At 50.0% G+C, this 14,886-nt stretch carries 20 protein-coding genes; 9 read left to right on the plus strand and 11 right to left on the minus strand.

Annotation, left to right across the window (positions count from 1 at the left end; genetic code table 11):
- Positions 1–53: 53 nt before the first annotated feature.
- From O6D90_RS13295 to O6D90_RS13305, 3 genes are read right to left on the minus strand one after another with little or no spacing between them, the layout of a single operon-like run.
- The gene (locus tag O6D90_RS13295; protein WP_218731482.1) at positions 54–692 is read right to left on the minus strand and encodes a CatB-related O-acetyltransferase; all 639 of its coding nucleotides are present in this window, start codon (positions 690–692) and stop codon (positions 54–56) included.
- 35 nt (positions 693–727) lie between these two features.
- Positions 728–1,138, minus strand: coding sequence for a hemerythrin domain-containing protein (locus tag O6D90_RS13300; protein ID WP_016156304.1), 411 nt, complete (start codon positions 1,136–1,138; stop codon positions 728–730).
- Between the two features lie 13 nt (positions 1,139–1,151).
- The gene (locus tag O6D90_RS13305) at positions 1,152–1,922 is read right to left on the minus strand and encodes a class I SAM-dependent methyltransferase (protein WP_016156303.1); all 771 of its coding nucleotides are present in this window, start codon (positions 1,920–1,922) and stop codon (positions 1,152–1,154) included.
- A 165-nt stretch (positions 1,923–2,087) separates the two neighbouring features.
- Here O6D90_RS13305 and dgcJ point away from each other — a divergent pair, with 165 nt between their 5' ends.
- The 3 genes from dgcJ to O6D90_RS13320 all read left to right on the plus strand — a co-directional run bounded on the left by dgcJ (position 2,088) and on the right by O6D90_RS13320 (position 4,711).
- Complete coding sequence (gene dgcJ / locus O6D90_RS13310) at positions 2,088–3,578, plus strand: diguanylate cyclase DgcJ (RefSeq protein ID WP_016156302.1); 1,491 nt, start codon at positions 2,088–2,090, stop codon at positions 3,576–3,578.
- A 44-nt stretch (positions 3,579–3,622) separates the two neighbouring features.
- Positions 3,623–4,126 carry a YbaK/prolyl-tRNA synthetase associated domain-containing protein gene (locus O6D90_RS13315; protein ID WP_016152804.1) on the plus strand — a complete coding sequence of 168 codons (504 nt, stop codon included), beginning with the start codon at positions 3,623–3,625 and terminating at the stop codon, positions 4,124–4,126.
- A gap of 138 nt (positions 4,127–4,264) precedes the next feature.
- Complete coding sequence (locus O6D90_RS13320) at positions 4,265–4,711, plus strand: DUF441 domain-containing protein (protein WP_016152803.1); 447 nt, start codon at positions 4,265–4,267, stop codon at positions 4,709–4,711.
- On the opposite strand, the gene O6D90_RS13325 is transcribed toward O6D90_RS13320, so the two are convergent.
- Positions 4,668–5,486, minus strand: coding sequence for an AraC family transcriptional regulator (locus O6D90_RS13325; protein WP_016156301.1), 819 nt, complete (start codon positions 5,484–5,486; stop codon positions 4,668–4,670). The genes O6D90_RS13320 and O6D90_RS13325 overlap by 44 nt on opposite strands.
- Positions 5,487–5,585: 99 nt before the next feature.
- Between O6D90_RS13325 and O6D90_RS13330 the strand changes: the two genes are divergently transcribed.
- Positions 5,586–6,773 (plus strand): CynX/NimT family MFS transporter, encoded by a 1,188-nt coding sequence (locus tag O6D90_RS13330; protein WP_016156300.1) that lies wholly within the window; start codon positions 5,586–5,588, stop codon positions 6,771–6,773.
- 36 nt (positions 6,774–6,809) lie between these two features.
- Here O6D90_RS13330 and O6D90_RS13335 read toward each other — a convergent pair whose 3' ends face one another.
- Positions 6,810–7,517, minus strand: a complete 708-nt coding sequence (locus tag O6D90_RS13335; protein WP_016156299.1) for a CTP synthase C-terminal region-related (seleno)protein — start codon at positions 7,515–7,517, stop codon at positions 6,810–6,812.
- Positions 7,518–7,715: 198 nt separating this feature from the next.
- Here O6D90_RS13335 and O6D90_RS13340 point away from each other — a divergent pair, with 198 nt between their 5' ends.
- Positions 7,716–8,063 (plus strand): DUF488 domain-containing protein, encoded by a 348-nt coding sequence (locus O6D90_RS13340; RefSeq protein ID WP_016156297.1) that lies wholly within the window; start codon positions 7,716–7,718, stop codon positions 8,061–8,063.
- Between the two features lie 7 nt (positions 8,064–8,070).
- Here the strand turns inward: O6D90_RS13340 and O6D90_RS13345 are convergent, their stop codons facing one another.
- Positions 8,071–8,319, minus strand: a complete 249-nt coding sequence (locus O6D90_RS13345) for a putative hemolysin (RefSeq protein ID WP_016156296.1) — start codon at positions 8,317–8,319, stop codon at positions 8,071–8,073.
- A 186-nt stretch (positions 8,320–8,505) separates the two neighbouring features.
- Between O6D90_RS13345 and O6D90_RS13350 the strand changes: the two genes are divergently transcribed.
- Genes O6D90_RS13350 through yoaJ form a run of 3 tightly spaced genes read left to right on the plus strand, consistent with a single transcriptional unit; the run spans position 8,506 to position 9,754 of the window.
- Positions 8,506–9,531, plus strand: coding sequence for a sensor domain-containing diguanylate cyclase (locus tag O6D90_RS13350; protein ID WP_016156295.1), 1,026 nt, complete (start codon positions 8,506–8,508; stop codon positions 9,529–9,531).
- Between the two features lie 47 nt (positions 9,532–9,578).
- Positions 9,579–9,677: a YoaK family small membrane protein gene (locus tag O6D90_RS13355; protein WP_032941789.1), complete on the plus strand. Its 99-nt coding sequence runs from the start codon at positions 9,579–9,581 to the stop codon at positions 9,675–9,677.
- A gap of 2 nt (positions 9,678–9,679) precedes the next feature.
- Entirely contained in the window at positions 9,680–9,754 is a 75-nt protein-coding gene (yoaJ, locus tag O6D90_RS13360; protein ID WP_101700011.1) for a protein YoaJ, read from the plus strand.
- A gap of 49 nt (positions 9,755–9,803) precedes the next feature.
- Here yoaJ and O6D90_RS13365 read toward each other — a convergent pair whose 3' ends face one another.
- The gene (locus tag O6D90_RS13365; RefSeq protein WP_016152796.1) at positions 9,804–10,052 is read right to left on the minus strand and encodes a GlsB/YeaQ/YmgE family stress response membrane protein; all 249 of its coding nucleotides are present in this window, start codon (positions 10,050–10,052) and stop codon (positions 9,804–9,806) included.
- A 359-nt stretch (positions 10,053–10,411) separates the two neighbouring features.
- Between O6D90_RS13365 and fdhF the strand changes: the two genes are divergently transcribed.
- A complete protein-coding gene (gene fdhF / locus O6D90_RS13370; RefSeq protein WP_016156294.1) occupies positions 10,412–12,559 on the plus strand; it encodes a formate dehydrogenase subunit alpha in 2,148 nt (715 codons plus the stop codon).
- Positions 12,560–12,608: 49 nt separating this feature from the next.
- Here the strand turns inward: fdhF and O6D90_RS13375 are convergent, their stop codons facing one another.
- From O6D90_RS13375 to leuE, 4 genes are all read right to left on the minus strand, one after another.
- Positions 12,609–13,256 carry a hypothetical protein gene (locus tag O6D90_RS13375; RefSeq protein ID WP_016156293.1) on the minus strand — a complete coding sequence of 216 codons (648 nt, stop codon included), beginning with the start codon at positions 13,254–13,256 and terminating at the stop codon, positions 12,609–12,611.
- 214 nt (positions 13,257–13,470) lie between these two features.
- Positions 13,471–13,653, minus strand: coding sequence for a DUF1869 domain-containing protein (locus O6D90_RS13380; protein ID WP_003832433.1), 183 nt, complete (start codon positions 13,651–13,653; stop codon positions 13,471–13,473).
- 3 nt (positions 13,654–13,656) lie between these two features.
- Positions 13,657–14,019: a DUF1971 domain-containing protein YeaR gene (yeaR, locus tag O6D90_RS13385; protein ID WP_005120376.1), complete on the minus strand. Its 363-nt coding sequence runs from the start codon at positions 14,017–14,019 to the stop codon at positions 13,657–13,659.
- A gap of 173 nt (positions 14,020–14,192) precedes the next feature.
- Positions 14,193–14,831: a leucine efflux protein LeuE gene (gene leuE, locus O6D90_RS13390; RefSeq protein ID WP_016152793.1), complete on the minus strand. Its 639-nt coding sequence runs from the start codon at positions 14,829–14,831 to the stop codon at positions 14,193–14,195.
- Positions 14,832–14,886: the final 55 nt, after the last annotated feature.

Below are 14,886 nucleotides of genomic sequence, written 5' to 3' on the forward strand. Positions count from 1 at the left end.
GGTTATCTCCTCTGGTTGATTTTTATGACCTCGCGTTTCGACCACATGTTATGTCATTTAGCATTTTGTCTCAGGCTAGCCACTTCCACATCGAGCGCGGAAATATCGCCAGAAGACAACAGCGGTTGCATTTTCACGAGCGACTCTTCCGGAAGTTGATACAAATTAAGGGCTAGTATTCGTTCAATATCCCCCACCGGCAGGCGATATTTTATTATTTTTGCCGGATTACCGCCGACTACCGCATACGGTGGCACATCTTTAGTCACCACCGCACCTGCTGCGACAACAGCGCCCTCCCCGAGCGTAACGCCTGGCATGATCATGGCGCGCATGCCTAACCAGCAACCATCATGCAACACCGTGTCACCCCGAAACTCGTAGGCATCTTTGATCGACGCCATAAAGGGATAAAGACTGATCCAGTCAAGCCGGTGCGTACTATTTCCCCCCATCAGAATAACGCTCTCAGCGCCAATGCAGACGAAATTCCCAATAATCAACTTATCCAAATGCCCAAGCGGTTCCCAGTCCCGGCTGATCTCATCACCGAGTAAATACCGCACCACCGAACGTTCGAATCCATGATCCCAGCAGTCACTGTAATAGCTATGCGTACCCTTAATAACTATATTAGGGTTGGTCACTGTCTGATGAAGGTACTCCATTCTCGACCAGTGTTTTTCTGACACTTCGCCATCCTTTTATCATTGTGTTTTAAAACACCCTACATCCTTTCCACCAGCGGATAGAAGTCTTTATTTTCTTTTTGCATACGCTCATACACTTTGCGTAGAACATTGTTGGCATCACGTCTGAATGCCTCATCATTACCTTTTAATTTACTGGCAATATTCCAGCGCCGGGAAAAAACTTCATATTCGCTGACGATATCCGTCATTTCACGTTGAAATTTTGAGCTAACCTGTCTGAGCGTACTATTTCCATCCTGCTCAATATGTGGATAAAGGAACTGATCTTCAGCAAACAAATGTGTTTTTATAATGGCACTCATGCTAACGATCGCAGTTGCAATTTCCTGGGCATTGGATGATACGCCTGCATGGCTCAACGTACGTAGAAATGATATTTTCTCCAGAATTTCAACATGCTGATTTTTCATTTTATCAATATTCATCCGTTTATCCTTTTTATTTTCCCTTCACGGAGCAGCAGGCAATGTAGTTTAGCTGGTGACGTTGCGAACGGAAGAAGCGAAACATTTTCAGGAACCGGCGACGATTTTCGCGTGTGCGTAAGCCGTTAAACACAATTTTAACCGCCCCAGTCAGCCCTTCATCACGAATTAATCCTCGCGGCGACATCAGCGACATATCGCCATTCTGCTGCAAGACCTGTGCAAACCCACCGTTCAGAAATAAATCGCGCCAGCCTTGTCTGGTCATCGGGCTAACGTTTGATTTCACTACCTCTACAAGCTGGCCCTGCTCGCCCGCGCCCAGTTTTTGTGCGGTGAACATAATGTCGTGAGTTAACAGACGCCCGCCGGGCTTCAATACGCGATAATACTCGGCAATTAACTTCGCCTTCGCTTTATCAGCATACATTGTCAGCATGGCTTCGTTGATCACAACGTCGAAACTGTTATCCGCAAATGGAAGGGTGTTAGCGTTAGCTGCCATAACGTGAATGTGATTTTCCAGACCATTTGCCGCCACGTTATTTCTGGCGTTTGCCAGTGCGGTTTTATCCATATCAATGGCGTATACCGTACAACCAAAACGTTGAACTAACTCTATCGCCGTCGTGGCCATGTTACACGCCACTTCCAGCACCTGGCTGTCGGGCGTCAGCTGTGACTGGCTGAACAACCACTCTGTTGCTTCAACGCCCCCCGGACGCAGACGGGTTTTGCCCAGGCTGGCTAAGAACGTATGGCCCGCTTTATCAGTCGCGCTCATCTGCTTGTCTCCTTCCTTATAAGTTGCATTATAAATACAACAATAAGAGTTAAAGGTGAAGCACGCGAATGATTTTTATTACAAAATGCCCTTCCCAGTAGCGTTAGAGCGGATGTATGCCGTGTGATAGACTGAAGTATCAGACTTACAGGGCTGTACATCATTATGCAATTGCATCATAAAGCGCTCAGGCTCTTTATCTCCGTCAGCGTAGTTGTTTTGACGTTTTCTTTTTTGGTTTATGAGCTCATTGCCAGCGATAAAGCAATGAATGCGTACATGCGCTATATCAATGAGAAAGCCGACTCATCGTTTCTCTATGATAAGTATACTAATCAAAGTATTGCAGCCCATCTGATGCGCACATTTTCATCCCCCCAGGTACCCGCTTCTATCGAGCAACAAAAAGCACTTTGCAACGCTTTCGACAGCGTTAACGGCACTCATGGGCTCAACCTCACCCAGCATAACTACCTGCCATTACACGGTACGTTGCAAACCCCCACTACAAAATGTAGCGAGAAACTTGAAGACATATTTCTACTGCCCTCTTTTGACCGGGCGGTAAACGTTAATCGTGAACAGAAAGATTACGGTCATGGTTTAGGTATGCAGGAGTATAAATTTCGATATTACGTCGATCTCAAAAATAACTACGTCTATTTCTTTGATCTGGTCGATTCGCGGAAATTTGCGATACACAACTGGTCGTTTTTGCAAAAAGGAAACCTGGGTATCAACCAGAATGATATTGACGGTATTTTCACTGGCCGCACGGTAATCTCCCGTATTTATGAAGATAACCTGACCGAGAAAAAAGTGATGAGCTTTTTAACACCGGTCTACTATGCCGGTAAGTTAAAAGGCGTGGTGATGGTGGATATTAACAAAGAGAATTTAAAGAATATTTTCTATACCAGCGACCGCCCTCTCGTCTGGCGCTATCTTAACGTGACGCTTTCGGACATCAACTCAGGTAAGGAGATACTCGTTCACCAAAGTGAGAACAACCTGTTTAGCTATGTTCACTACCAGGAGGACATGCCCGGCGGTATACGCATCACCTTATCGCTTGATTTTATGTACTTTATTGTCTCCTCCTGGAAAGTATTCGCCTTTTATCTGCTGGCGACAATACTGTTGCTGAATATGGTCAGAACGCATTTTCGGCTGTATCACAACGTCACGCGTGAAAATATCAGTGACGCGATGACCGGGCTCTACAACCGCAAAATTTTAACGCCGACGCTCGAACAGCGTTTACAGCAGTTGGTAAACGCGGGCACCCTTGTGACCTTTATCGCCATTGATTGCGATAAACTAAAAGTCATTAATGATACGCTGGGGCATAAGGAAGGCGATCGCATTATCACCATTCTGGCTAGAGCCATTCAAACCTCTATTCGCAAAAACGACTATGCCATCCGCCTCGGTGGGGATGAGTTTTGCATTATCCTCATCGATTACCCCGCTGAATTAACGCCTCGTCTGCTGGAGAGGATTCGCTATAACTTACAAATTATTGCGCAAGATAGAGCAATCAGCTTCTCCGCAGGGATTTATAATATGCAGCCAAACGACACCATTGATGATGCCTACAAAGCATCCGATGCACAGCTCTACCTGAACAAACAGAAAAAACGCGCGGATGCGTAATCATTTTTCTGACAGGATTTTCATTGTTGTACCAGGAGTAAGTCATGACGGAAGTGAACAAAGGTAACGCAACGCATCAGCGTTTAATTTCGCTGTTGTCAGAACAAGGCGCGACGTATCGCGTGGTAAGCCATGAAGCGGTCGGCAAATGTGAAGCGGTTTCTGAAATTCGCGGTACCGCACTGGGCCAGGGAGCAAAAGCGCTGGTTTGTAAGGTCAAAGGCAACGGCGTTAATCAGCATGTCCTGGCGATTCTTTCTGCCGACCAGCAGGCCGACCTGAGCCTGTTAGCCAGTCATATCGGCGGGTTAAGAGCATCACTTGCCAGCCCGGCGGAAGTCGATGCGCTGACAGGCTGCGTATTCGGCGCTATTCCACCGTTTAGCTTCCATCCAAATCTTAAGCTGGTCGCCGATCCGCTATTGTTTGAGCGTTTTAATGAAATTGCGTTCAATGCCGGAGTGCTGGAAAAATCCGTGATCATGGATACCGCAGATTACCTGCGTATCGCGCAACCGGAATTACTCCCGTTCCGCCGCGTACAATAGCCGTCCGAGTCAGGAGTAAAAAGCGTAGCATCGTGCATTAGCCCAAAAAAAATCATAATCATTAAAAAAAGCCTGTTCCGTCACGCGTTTACGCGTACAGTAAGCAGGCTTATTTTTTCTTTTGGCAAGGAAACTACGATGTTTGATGTCACTCTGCTGATCCTGCTCGGACTGGCAGCTCTGGGCTTTGTCAGCCACAACACCACTGTCGCTGTTTCAATTCTGGTGCTGATCATTGTCCGTGTTACCCCTCTGAATACGTTCTTTCCATGGATAGAAAAACAGGGCCTGACCGTCGGGATTATAATTCTAACCATTGGCGTCATGGCGCCGATCGCCAGCGGAACGCTCCCCCCCTCCACGCTCATCCACTCCTTTGTGAATTGGAAATCACTGGTCGCTATTGCCATCGGGGTATTCGTCTCCTGGCTTGGCGGGCGCGGTGTCACGCTCATGGGTAGCCAGCCTCAGCTTGTGGCCGGTTTACTGGTGGGTACGGTACTGGGCGTGGCGCTATTTCGCGGTGTGCCGGTGGGACCGCTCATTGCGGCAGGTCTGGTGTCATTGATTGTTGGTAAGCAGTAGCCAGTCCAGCCAGATAACGGCCTGGCGTCTGTCCCAGGCCTTTTTTGAACATGGTGATAAATGCCGTGGTCGAATCGTAACCGAGCATTTGCGCAACCTGTTGCACGTTATGGCCATCTATCAGCGCCTGCAGCGCCAGAATCAATTGAAGCTGGTGACGCCAGCGGCGAAAACTCAACCCCGTCTCTTTAACGACCAGACGGGCGAGGTTCCGCTCACTCATCGCAAATACGCTGGCCCACTGTCCCAGCGTCTGCCACTGCGCGGGCTCCCGCGCCATCGTCGCGACCATTCTGCGGATTTTCGGGTGATCGGAAACCGGCAACTGCATTTGCTCCTGCGGCTGCTGCGGGAGTTCATCAAATAACACTTGCGTCAGCCGCTGGGTAGACGGCTCCAGCCGTTGATCATCCGTTTTGGACGCCAGCGCCAGAATGAGCTCCCGACATAACGGGGCGATTTTCAGGGTGCAGCAGCGTTCAGGCATCACTACTGCCTGCGGCTCAATAAACAAAAAGCACAGTTGCGCCCCAACGGTAACGTGGTTGCTGTGTGGAATTTCACCGGGGATCCATACCGCATATTGTGGAGGCACCATCCACATAGCATTTTCAACCTCACAGGTGATCGCGCCATGCAAGGCCAGAATCAACTGCCCCTTACGGTGCTGATGCAGCGGACTGAAGAGTTCATCTTCCCGGGCCTGTATACAAAACGCCACCGCCGCATCGTGGTAAAGGTCGGGCTCATACCCATCCAGCCTCAGTCCTAACATAAAAATGTCCGTTTTTAGCGATAAACTGTCATTTTAGCTTGATTCATCCATTGAGTAAAAACGCTAAAGTATCGCCTCGCCTGACGATATGAGAAAAAAATGACAAATATGCCTTCCTCCCGCGGCAAAAACGCAGCCTGGCTGATCGCGGGGATCCTGATGATTGCCACCACGCTGCGCGTCACCTTTACCGGAGCCGCCCCGTTGCTGGATGCAATTCGCACCGACTACGGCCTGAGTACCGCCCAGACGGGACTTCTGACCACCCTGCCGCTGCTGGCCTTCGCACTGGTATCGCCTCTGGCCGCCGCCGTTGCACGCCGTTGGGGTATCGAACGCAGCCTGTTTGCCGCAATGCTACTGATTTGCGCAGGTATTGCGATACGTTCCCTGCCCACGACAGGTTTCCTGTTTAGCGGCACCGCTATCATTGGTTGCGGAATCGCGCTGGGAAATGTGCTGTTACCTGGGCTGATTAAGCGTGATTTTGCTCAGCATGTGGCAAAACTCACTGGCGCATACTCGCTGACTATGGGCGCAGCGGCGGCACTGGGTTCAGCTATTGTGGTTCCGCTGGCGCTGAACGGGTTTGGCTGGCGCGGTGCGCTGATGGTACTGATGGTCTTTCCGCTGCTGGCGCTGATTATCTGGTTACCCCAATGTCGCCAGACGGCCAATGCCAGTTTGAGCAACTCGCGCGCTTTGCATTCCCGCGCGATCTGGCGCTCGAGCCTCGCCTGGCAGGTGACGCTGTTTCTCGGGATCAATTCACTTATCTACTACGTGATCATTGGCTGGCTACCCGCCATTTTAATCAGCCACGGCTACAGCGAAGCGCAGGCCGGTTCGTTGCATGGTTTACTGCAACTGGCAACCGCCGCGCCGGGGTTATTGATCCCTCTCGTCCTGAACAGATTTAAGGATCAGCGCGCCATCGCCGCACTGGTTTCGTTAATGTGCGCCATCGGCGCAGCGGGATTCGCGGTAATGCCCGGGCAGGCTTTGCTGTGGACCATACTGTTTGGCTTTGGCTCAGGCGCCACGATGATCCTTGGTTTGACCTTTATTGGCCTGCGCGCAAGCTCAGCGCATCAGGCCGCGGCCCTGTCCGGCATGGCACAATCCGTCGGGTATTTACTGGCTGCCTGTGGGCCACCGCTGATGGGTAAGATTCACGACCTCAATGGTAGCTGGCTGATTCCATTAGCTGGGGTCGCCGTGTTAGCGATACTGATGGCGGTGTTTGGTTTGTGCGCAGGGCGTAATCGGGAGATCGCAAGCGCATAAAGCAGCGGGCAGGTTTGAGTATAACCTGCCCGTTTTTTATCCTCGCGCAGCGCGCAGCATTGCCTGAACTAACGGCACGGGTTTTCCCGCCAGCGCTCCACGTTCATGCTGAAAGAGTGTGCCGACAAAAAAAGGATGCGTCACCAGCTCAATGGCACGGATATCACCAGCCTCATCCCAGCCAGTCACACGAAGATCACCGCTCTCAAGCTCGGCGGCAAAATCTTCCGATACGCCATAGTTGCAGTGATACCCCTCGGAGATAACACCCCGTCCGTAGGCTTTGGCAATCAGCGTATTGGCCCTCAGTTCAATATCGTCCGTTTTTTCTACCAGCGAGCAGGTCAACGGTGCGATGACCATCCGCCCCGTGGTATCCGTTTCCGCATGGGCAGCATCACTCCAGCCCAGCACGTTGCGGGCATACTCCAGAATCGCATGTTGAAAACCGCCACAGGTCCCGAGGAATGGGATGCTGTTTTCACGCGCGTAGCGGATAGCGATCAGTGCGCCTTCCAGGTGCCGATATGGACTGCCAGGAACGACCCAAATAGCATCATAGCCAATCAGATCTTCACTGCTGCTAATATCAGAGGTGGTTAGCCAGTCATAATCAGCCACTAATTCCAGGACGGCAGCGGCATCATCGATAGCAAGAGGAATGGCCTGATGCGCCACAATATCAGGGCTGTAATCACCCACCAGCGCAATGCGAAGCGTATCTTTAAACGGGGAAATTTCCATTAAGCTTTCCTTATGTCCAGACAATGAGGGACAATATAAGGAGCCTCAGCCTACCGATTTTTTGTTGGTATCACAATCCCTTAAATTGGGAGTCAGGACGGGCAGAATGTTACAATTGTCACGTTTTACGATCTTATTTAACCGTAATAAAGGTGTCGAAATATATCAAAGCAGTGGATTAATGGAGCAGATGAAAAGATGAAAATTCAATGTAAACGGGTGTATGACCCAGCAGAAAAAAATGATGGTTATCGCGTACTGGTCGACAGGCTGTGGCCTCGCGGGGTAAAAAAGACCGACTTTATTTTTAACGAATGGAATAAAGCGCTTACGCCGTCATCTGATTTACGCAAGGCGTTCCACGCAGAATTGATTGATTTCACACACTTTTCCGAGCAATATCGCGCTGAACTGGCCCTACAGCAGCAGGAAGGAAAGCGTCTCGCAGAGATTGCCCGACAGCAAACCTTAACGCTACTGTATGCGGCGAAAAACACCCAGCAAAACCACGCGCTGGTGCTGGCTGAATGGATACGTCAATGCTAACCGGATTTCATTTGCCCGTTGTCGGATGATCTCTGCGCCAGAGCGCCCATTCATCAATCACTTCCCCGCCCGGTAATTTGCAGTCCGACCTTACGCCTTGCGGGATCTGCACCGCAATCAGCGAGCCGCCCTTTTGTTCGCAATATACCGATGCCGGATTCGCCAGACCAATCTTCGGCGGTTTGGGGGCTTCGGGCTGAGTGGTACATCCCGCTAACACCAACAAGCCGGGCAAAATAATAGACGCCAGTTTCATATCGACTCCTGTTAAAAACCTTATCCCGGCAGGTTACCCCGACTTTCCATCTATCTCCATGTTTTACTGCCAGCTTTCAATTTAATGTTTAAGTTTTGAGCGGGATGGCGTGTTTCATCTTTCATCTTGATGTTCTATCATGCGGGCCACGTCAGCCCAGTCATTACTCAGGAGCATTTACACCTCATGTCGGACATGATCCTTGCCAGAGTCTCACAATCCTTAGCCACGGAGCAGTCAGTTGAGAGCCTGGTTCGGCAACTTCTGGAGATGCTGGAAGTGGTGACTGAGATGGAATCCACCTATTTAACCAAGGTCGATTTAGATGCCCGCCTGCAGCATATTTTGTATGCGCGCAATAGCAAGCAGATGCAGATCCCTGAAGGGCTGTCCGTACCCTGGGATGAGACGCTATGCAAACGCGCCATAGACGAAAACTGTCTGTACAGCGACAACGTCCCCGCTCGCTGGCCAGAGTGTACCGCCGCCCGCGCGCTGGAGATAACCACTTTCCTGAGCACGCCGATTCATCTTCCCGACGGAACGTTTTACGGTACGCTCTGCGCCACCAGTCGCCACCAGCACGCATTAAGCCAACGTGGCGAACAGGTGTTACATCTGTTTGCGGGCCTGATCGCCCAGTCAATTCAAAAAGAGTCGCTGGTTGCTCAGTTACGTGAAGCGAATGCCGCGCTGATTGCGCACTCTTACACCGATGCCCTGACCGGATTACCGAATCGGCGCGCCATTTTTGAAAATGTTGAGACTCTTTTTTCCCTTGCCCGACATCTCAGGCAGAAGATTATTTTTGCCTATATTGATTTGGATGATTTCAAATTGATCAATGACCGCTTTGGCCACGAGGTTGGCGACCAGTTTCTGATCCAGATTGGTCAGCGTCTGCTTCGCGAATGCGGTGACAATGATATCCTTGGCCGACTGGGTGGTGACGAATTTTTAGTCGTGAGCCTGTCACCGGAAGATGACAGGGATCCGCGGGACCGCCTGCAGCAGGTGAAAAATCAGCTACAACAGCAAATTTGTGGTGACTACCACCTGGGCGACATTCATCTATTTTATCCTGGCGCCAGTCTGGGCGTGGTGGAAATTAATCCGTTGGAGACTGATGTAAACTGCGCGCTTCACCTCGCAGACAGCGCAATGTACAAGGATAAAAAGCGTCAGGATAAAACCACTTTTGTCGTACATTAAGCCCTGCTATGCTAACCCGTCTTTAAATAACTCTGGCAGATAATCGTATGCGACTCGGTATTATTTTCCCCGTCATCATTTTCATTTCCGCTGTCGTTTTCTTATCCTGGTTTTTTATTGGCGGCTACGCTGCGCCGGGAGCATAACGATGAAAAAAACAACGCTTATTATGATTGGCGTGGCTATCATCGTCGTTCTGGGAACAGAATTCGGCTGGTGGTGACCTAAGAAAAAGGCCACATATTAGTGGCCTCTATTGTCTGTATGTTTACTTAGCTTTTGATTTTTCTGTAGATAAACAACACCACAATCGCACCGATCACCGCCACGGCGAAACTGCCGAAGTTGAAACCATCGACTTTACCAAAACCAAAGAAGGTGCTGATCCAGCCACCCACTACCGCACCGACAACCCCTAAGATAATGGTCATAAAGAATCCGCCGCCATCTTTACCCGGCATAATCCATTTTGCCAAAATCCCAGCAATAAGACCGAAAACCACCCATGAAATAATGCCCATAATTTCCCTCACTTATGTTTTTAAATTAACGATTCACTCGTCGTATAAAAGCATAGCATAGCGCTGAAAAATTAAAATTTGTGATCGCTATCACTTCTGTTTTTCATCTTTTTCCGATGTTTCATAAGGTTACATCGCTGACTGGCAGACTAATTTTGTCGCGCCTCGTCATTAATGTCGAATCGTCAGTCATTCTGCTTAACGCTTTGGCTGTCAGCCCCTGCTATTGCTGGGTTTTCACTTCTGGCACACTTTATGCTTAAACAGCCCGTCACTACGACACATCGTAGTCCGCGATGCATATCGCGTGACTGCGTCTACAATTCGCGCTATTTCAGCATTTAACAGGTCTGTTATTGATGAAAAAAATCACCAGTGTATGCCCATACTGTGGGGCCGGGTGCAAGCTCAAGCTTGTTGTTGAGAATAACAAAATCATCCGCGCTGAGGCCGCAGAGGGTGTAACGAACCAAAATCAGTTATGCCTGAAAGGCTATTATGGTTGGGACTTTCTTAACGACACTCGCCTTCTGACTCCCCGTCTGACCCGCCCGATGATCCGTTATGAAAAAGGTGGAAAATTCACTCCCGTTAGCTGGGATGAAGCCATTCGTTACACCGCAAAACGCTTAACTGAAATCAAAAATACCTATGGCCCTCGTGCCATCATGACCACCGGATCTTCCCGTGGAACAGGGAATGAGACCAACTACGTGATGCAAAAATTCGCACGTGGCGTGCTCCATACCAACAATGTCGATTGCTGTGCCCGCGTCTGTCACGGCCCTTCCGTGGCCGGGTTACAGGAAACGTTAGGCAATGGCGCCATGAGCAATTCCATCAGCGACATTGAAAACTCAAAATGCCTGCTGATCTTTGGTTATAACTGTGCCGATTCACACCCAATTGTGGCCCGCCGGGTAATTAAAGCTCGCCAGAACGGCGCAAAAATCATTGTCTGCGACCCACGCCGGATTGAAACTGCCCGTATCGCTGACCAACATTTGCAGTTGAAAAACGGTTGCAATATGGCGCTGGTCAACGCGTTTGGCCATGTTCTCATTGAGGAGCAACTCTACGATCGCGAGTATGTACAAAAGCATGCGGAAGGACTGGAAACATACTGGGAAACCGTTAAGGAGTATGCGCCTGAAGACGTTGAACATTTAACCGGTGTTCCCGCACAGCAGGTTCGTCAGGCGATGCGTACATTTGCTGCGGCGCCATCGTCCACCGTGATGTGGGGGATGGGCGTCACCCAGTTTGGTCAGGCCGTTGACGTGGTTCGTGGTTTGTCGAGCCTGGCCTTGCTGACCGGAAATCTGGGACGCCCTAACGTCGGTGTTGGCCCGGTGCGCGGGCAAAATAACGTGCAGGGCGCGTGCGATATGGGGGTGCTGCCTAACCAGTTTCCAGGGTATCAGGACGTAACCGATTTCGCCGTCAGGGAGAAATTTGCCGCCGCATGGGGTATTGACGTTAATCAGATGGATGACAAGGTTGGAACCCGCATCACCGAAGTTCCGCATCTGGCTATCGAAGGCAAAATCAAAGCCTACTACATCATGGGAGAAGATCCGCTGCAAACCGAGGCCGATTTGGGTCTGGTCCGCGAAGGATTTAACGCGCTCGATTTTATCGTCGTGCAGGATATCTTCATGACCAAGACGGCGGAAATGGCCGATGTCCTCCTGCCTGCCACCTCATGGGGTGAACACGGTGGCGTCTTTACCTGCGCCGATCGCGGTTTCCAGCGTTTTGAGAAAGCGATTGAACCCACTGGTGATGTAAAGCGTGACTGGGAGATTATCAGCCTGCTGGCCAGCGAAATGGGCTATCCAATGCAGTATCAAAATAACCAGCAAATCTGGGATGAGATGCGCGAGCTGTGTCCACTGTTCTACGGCGTGACCTATGAGAAAATGGGTGAGATGGGTCATGTTCAGTGGCCATGTCCGGATCTCGATAGTCCTGGTACACCCTACCTTTACGCGCGCAGCCAGTTTGATACCGCCAATGGCAAAGGCAAACTGTTTGCCGCACCGTGGCGAGCGCCAGCAGAAGTTCCTGATGAACAATATCCGCTGGTGCTGTGTACCGTGCGTGAGGTTGGGCACTACTCCTGCCGTTCGATGACCGGCAACTGCGCAGCGTTGCAAGCGCTGGCAGACGAGCCTGGGTATGTGCAAATCAATACCCATGATGCTGAAAAATTGGGTATTCGTCATCGCGATCTGGTATGGGTCAGCTCGCGCCGCGGTAAGGTTATCAGCCGCGCGGATGTCTCCGAGCGCATCAATGCCGGAACGGTCTATATGACCTATCAATGGTGGATTGGCGCGTGTAACGAGTTAACCCAGGACAATCTCGATCCTATTTCGAAAACGCCGGAAACCAAATATTGCGCCGTAAATATTGAGCACATTACCGATCAGGGTTGGGCAGAAAAATATGCCGCACAAACGTATAGCGATATGAAGTCACGTCTGTGTGAGGCTATTGCGTAAATCACCGCCATCATCGCCTGAGTCTGGCTTTCCAGACTCAGGCCTTATCTCATGACTTCGCCAGCTGTGGTTCACTGAAGCGGATGGATGCAGCTTCCTCCTGCTTATCCCGCCGCATAAAGCCGAGGTTCATCAGAAACAATCCCGCCATAAACGGTAGTTCGTACAGTTCTTCAATCAGATCGCCATACTGAGCATTGTGCAGAAAGATGGGAGCCAGCAGACGATGATGCTCTACCGTATCGGAGATCAAAAATGCACAGGTGGTGATCGCTAACAGCCACAGAGGTAGCGGTTCATTGCGAAAGCGACGGGCAATATCCTGGCGTAAGCGCTTCGAAATCAGCACTGGCAGAATAATCATGGCAATCAATACCACTGAGATAGCCCGGAACAGGAGTTTAGGATGCTCAGGAAAATAATCGCGGCCCCAACTTGTGCTTCGGCCCAGTAATACCAGCCACCACGCTGCCGCCCAAAGCCAAAATTGCTTCTCGCCTTCGGGACGTGATAAGGGCCTGATGTAACTGAGTGTAAATATGGCACCAAACAGCAGCCATAGCGCCTGGCCATTTTCAATCCAGCTGACGACAGTACCGTTTAGTAGCGGGAGATGCCAGTTCGCGGCGAACGGGATCGCCACGATGGCTAATCCGAGAATGATTGTGGGTAATGTAAGTCGGGTATTGAGTTTCATAAGCGCGATGTTCTGTTTTATATCTGTTTCGCGATCATAACCCCTGTGAATGATCAACTATTAGCAATCAATGCGAATCTCTTAAGGTATTCTTAAGGAATCCTTTCTGGATATTTCCCTGTTTCGCCCACAAAAAAACGCACTGCGCCGTCAAAGCGCAGTGCGGTTTTTAGATTAAAAACTAATATATTCAATCAGTAGCAGTGACTAATGCCTACCACCCGCAGACTTCGTGCTCATTTTCGGTATCGTACGAACGCACGGTATTGACCAGATCTTTGACCACTTCAGCTGCCACATCCGGCACCAGTAATGTCATTGGCGCCTCTGTTTCATAATCAACAGAAACACCGTTGCTGTTATTGGTCACGGTTACGGTATAGGTTGCTTTACCCATGATTTACTCCTTGCCGGTGCGCACGACTTTTCGTTGATTTGCACTCTCCATCAGAACTTCCGGGGCGACGAAAAAATCGATATTAAAGTAAGTGTCGTCGGTCATCACTTCGATGTTATGCCATTTTTCCGGTGGAAAAACGCCAAACTGACCGGCTTCAATAATCATCACCTCTACTGGCTCCGGACTGTGTTCGTCTGCGTATCCGAGATATTTGACCGCCCCCTGCATAACCGAAAGTCGAGGATAAACCCCGGCTCGGGTCCCTTTATCAAGGTGGCGTTCGAAAATTCCGGCAGGCGCCGTTTCTTTGTTCCAGAATGGCGTAGAGCGTGTATGGATATGATTCTGTGGAATTTGAAGCATTTTTCTTCCCTTTTCCAGTCGACAACCAGCGAGTCATATTGAACCGCTGCTGTACACAGGGTACGCCTCAAAATATACATTTAAAATACCATTTATTGGTTACAACCCTACGATTTTAAATGAAAAGCAGAGCGCAATATTAAAGGCCCGCCGCAATCAGCGGGCCGATGGCATCACGATTGAAGCGTGGCCAGACGGGCGGCAAAACCAACGAAAATCAGGCCGATAAGGGAATTACCCACTTTGGCCAGTTTCTTCTTCGTACGGATATATTGCGTCACAAACGCGCCGGAGAAAATAAGGAAGCTCAAATAGAAAAAGCTCACTATCTCAAGCGTAATAGCCAGAATAAAGAATGACAGCCCTGAATGCGGCGCATTGACATCAATAAACTGCACGAAGAACGACACATAAAACAGAATAGCTTTGGGGTTGGTCAGGCTCAGGATTAATGCGCGCTTAAAAATAGCGCCAAACGGGACTTCCTCGGGCGCGGCGTCGCTTGCTTTCGATTTCAGTGTTGCATACAGGATCTTCGCGCCAAGATACAGTAAATAGAAAGCGCCAAGATAACGAACGATATTGAACAAAACGGGCGTTGTTTTAATCAATGCAGCAACACCGGCATAGGCCAAAAACATCAACACGGCATCACCAATAAACACACCGCTGGCGGCGAGATAACCCCCCTTTACTCCCCTACCGACGCTGTTCTTCAGCACAAATATCGTATTTGGCCCCGGTACCAGCACGATAAAAATAGCCCCCACCAGATACGTCCAGTAATTCAGAACTCCATACTCTGCGAACACGTTAACCTCTTCCTGAAAAAACACATGCACTTGCTGCGATACAATATGCTAACGA

The sequence above is a fragment of the Citrobacter sp. 21OH12SH02A-Citro genome, from assembly GCF_027919895.1.
Classification (GTDB): Bacteria; Pseudomonadota; Gammaproteobacteria; order Enterobacterales; family Enterobacteriaceae; genus Citrobacter; species Citrobacter braakii.